The sequence below is a fragment of the Dietzia sp. B44 genome (genome assembly GCF_014145245.1).
Lineage (GTDB): Bacteria > Actinomycetota > Actinomycetes > Mycobacteriales > Mycobacteriaceae > Dietzia > Dietzia natronolimnaea.
Window position 1 is genome coordinate 1 of record NZ_JAALEF010000393.1, and the last position, 3322, is coordinate 3322.

The window sequence follows — 3322 nt, forward strand, 5'->3', positions numbered from 1 at the left end:
GGCTCCTCTCCAACGTCGTCGAGGCGGGGACCCCCGCCGGGGGCGAGGACGACTTCGTGGAGATCGAGCGGATCGGCGAGATCCCGAGCTTCGACTTCGAGCCGAGGGACCACCTCGAGCTCGGGGAGAGTCTGGGGCTGCTGGACATGGAACGCGGCGCCAAGGTCTCGGGCGCGCGCTTCTACTTCCTCACCGGCTACGGCGCACTCCTGCAGCTGGGCATGCTGCAGTTGGCCGCGCAGAAGGCCACCGCCAACGGCTTCACACTCATGATCCCGCCCGTTCTGGTGCGCCCCGAGATCATGCAGGGCACCGGGTTCCTCGGCGCCCACGCCGACGAGATCTACCGGCTCGAGGCCGACGACCTCTACCTGGTGGGCACCTCCGAGGTCGCGCTCGCCGGCTACCACCAGGGCGAGATCCTGGACCTGTCGGCCGGACCCAAGCGGTACGTCGGCTGGTCCTCGTGCTTCCGGCGTGAGGCCGGCAGCCACGGCAAGGACACCCGCGGCATCATCCGCGTGCACCAGTTCGACAAGGTCGAGATGTTCTCCTGGTGCAAGCCGGAGGAGGCCCACGCCGAGCACCTGCGCCTCCTGGGCTTCGAGAAGGAGATGCTGCAGGCCATGGGGCTGCCGTTCCGCGTGATCGACATCGCCGGTGGGGACCTGGGGTCGTCGGCCGCCCGCAAGTACGACTGCGAGGCGTGGGTCCCGACCCAGGGTGCCTACCGGGAGCTCACGTCCACGTCCAACTGCACGACGTTCCAGGCCCGCCGGCTGGGGGTGCGCTACCGGGACGAGGGGGGAAAGCCCCAGACGGCCGCCACCCTCAACGGCACGCTGGCCACCACGCGCTGGCTCGTGGCGATCCTGGAGAACCACCAGCAGGCGGACGGTTCCGTGGTCGTGCCCGAGGCGCTGCGGCCGTTCGTCGGCAAGGACGTGCTCGAGCCGCCCCGCTGACCGGATCGGCTCAGGGCCGGAAGAGCATCATCACGCCGCTCGCGCTGGCGCAGGTCCGACCGTCGGTGTCGAGGACCTTGGCCTGCACGACGCACGTCGACCGGCCCACGTGCTCGACCTCGGCATGGATCGTCGCGGGGGTCTTCTCCAACCTGAGCGCGCGGATGTACCGGACGGTCAGGTCGAGCGTGCTGTAGCCCACGCCCTCGTCGACGACGGTCGCGGTGGCGTAGCCCAGGGCGGAGTCGACCCACCCCGAGACGATCCCGCCGTGCACGGTCCCCCCGTTGTTCAGGGCCCAATCCCCGGGTGTGGCGGTCATGGCGACCACGCGATCGGACGCCGAGGTCAGTGCCAGGCCGAGGGTGTGCGCGCCGGGGGAGAGGTGACGCTCGCCGTCGACGATCCCCCGCAGGGCGTCCAGCCCCGCGTGCGGGCTGCGCTCGGACTCGCTCGGCAGCGGCGGCCACGAATAGTGGCGACTGCGCGCCGCGGGGTCGACCGAATCGAAGGGCTCGTCGTCATCCACCCCGCCGAACCTACCGGCAGCGGATCACGCCGCCCGGGGTGGGCCGCTACGCTGGGGGCCGTGGAGCTGCTCTATACGGGGATCATCGGGTTCGCCCGGACAATGTTCAAAGTCCAGGGACTGGACATCACGATGCGCGGCGAGCGCAACTTCCCCGAGGTCGGCGGGGCCGTGGTGGTGATGAACCACACCGGGTACCTCGACTTCGTCTACGGCGGCATCCCGGCGCGCCTGCACAAGCGGTTCATCCGCTACATGGCCAAGGTCGAGGTGTTCGACCACAAGGTCTCCGGGCCGATCATGCGGGAGCTCAAGCACATCCCGGTCGACCGCACGGCGGGTAAGGCGTCGTTCGACGAGGCGGTGGACCGGCTCAAGGCCGGAGAGCTGGTGGGCGTGTTCCCCGAGGCCACCATCAGTCGCAGTTTCGAGGTCAAGGGCTTCAAGTCCGGTGCGGTGCGGATGGCGCTCGCCGCCGACGTCCCGATCATCACGGTGACCCTGTGGGGCTCGCAGCGGGTGTGGACCAAGGGCCTGCCCAAGAAGCTGCTGCGCCCGAAGGTGCCGATCATGATGGAGGTCGGCGAGCCGACGCCGGCGTACGAGCCGGTGGAGGAGTGCACCGAGGAGCTGCGCTCGCGGATGCAGGCCACCCTCGAGCGGCTGCAGGACGAGTACGCGCAGCGCTACGGCCCGTACCCGCCCGGTGCGAACTGGGTCCCGGCCCGTCTCGGCGGTTCGGCCCCGACCCTCGAGGAGGCCACCGCCCTCGACGAGGCCGAGCACGCCGAGCGGATGCGCCGACGGGCGGAGAAGGCCGTGGAACCGTCCGCCGACGCCTCCGACGCCCCGAAGGGACCGGCGGGCCCGGACGCTCCGTGACCCGGTCCAGACCTCTGCTCGTCGCCACGGACGTCGACGGGACCCTGCTCGGCACCGACGACCTGATCCCGGCGGCCAACCGGGCGGTCGTGGCGGACCTCGTCGCGGACGGCGCGACGTTCGTGCTGGCCACCGGGCGCCCCCCGAGGTGGCTGGACCAGGTCGTCGACCAGTTGCCCGTCGCACCGCTCGCGGTCTGCGCGAACGGCGCGGTGATCATGGACACCGACACCGGCGAGTTCCTGTCCACCCGGCTGCTCGAACCGGACACTCTCGCCGCGATCGACGAGGTGCTGCGCCGGAGGCTCCCGCACAGCGGGATCGCGGCCGAGCGGCTGGGCACCGACGCGGCGGACGCCGACTTCGTGGCCAGCCCGGACTACGAGCACGCCTGGATCCATCCCGCACACCTGGAGGTAGGGCACGCCGAGGTGCTCTCCGCGCCGGTCCTCAAACTGCTGGCGCGGGTTCCCGGGGTGCCCAGCGCCGACATGGTGGCCGCGCTCCGCGGCGAGGTCGACCACCTCGCCGACGTCACCTACTCCACGACCGACGGGCTGATCGAGTTCGCGGCCCGCGGGGTGACCAAGGCCAGCGGCCTGACCGAGATCGCCGCCGCCACCGCGGCCTCCACGGCCCTGCCGTCCGCCGTCCCGGTGACTGTCGCCTTCGGTGACATGCCCAACGACCTGGAGATGCTGCGTTGGGCGGACCACGGCGTGGCGATGGGCAACGCCATCCCGTCGGTGCACGCCGCGGCCGACGAGGTCACGCTGAGCAACGACGAGGCGGGGCTGGCGCACGTGCTGCGCCGCTGGTGGGTCTGAGCCCACCCCACAGCTCCCACCCCACAGCTCACAGCCCACAGCTCACAGCCCTCGCCCCGCCCGGTCGCTCAGCCGCTCCTGGCGATGATCGCTGGCGCGCACTTCGGTGCGCGCGCGAG

The 3322-nt window shown here is 71.4% G+C and carries 4 protein-coding genes; 3 read left to right on the forward strand and 1 reads right to left on the reverse strand.

All coding sequences use genetic code 11. The annotated features are described in order from the left end of the window. Nucleotides 1-965 (forward strand): serine--tRNA ligase (gene serS, locus G6017_RS12645; RefSeq protein ID WP_182610535.1); only part of this gene is annotated, 965 nt, incomplete at its 5' end. A gap of 10 nt (nucleotides 966-975) precedes the next feature. Here the strand turns inward: serS and G6017_RS16880 are convergent. Next, nucleotides 976-1494, reverse strand: a complete 519-nt coding sequence (locus tag G6017_RS16880; protein WP_182610534.1) for a PaaI family thioesterase — start codon at nucleotides 1492-1494, stop codon at nucleotides 976-978. Between the two features lie 60 nt (nucleotides 1495-1554). Here G6017_RS16880 and G6017_RS12655 point away from each other — a divergent pair, with 60 nt between their 5' ends. Both G6017_RS12655 and G6017_RS12660 read left to right on the forward strand, forming a co-directional pair. Beyond that, entirely contained in the window at nucleotides 1555-2376 is an 822-nt protein-coding gene (locus G6017_RS12655; protein WP_182617667.1) for a 1-acyl-sn-glycerol-3-phosphate acyltransferase, read from the forward strand. Further along, complete coding sequence (locus G6017_RS12660) at nucleotides 2373-3203, forward strand: HAD-IIB family hydrolase (protein ID WP_182617669.1); 831 nt, start codon at nucleotides 2373-2375, stop codon at nucleotides 3201-3203. Before G6017_RS12655 ends, G6017_RS12660 begins: the two co-directional genes overlap by 4 nt. The last annotated feature ends 119 nt before the right edge of the window (nucleotides 3204-3322 follow it).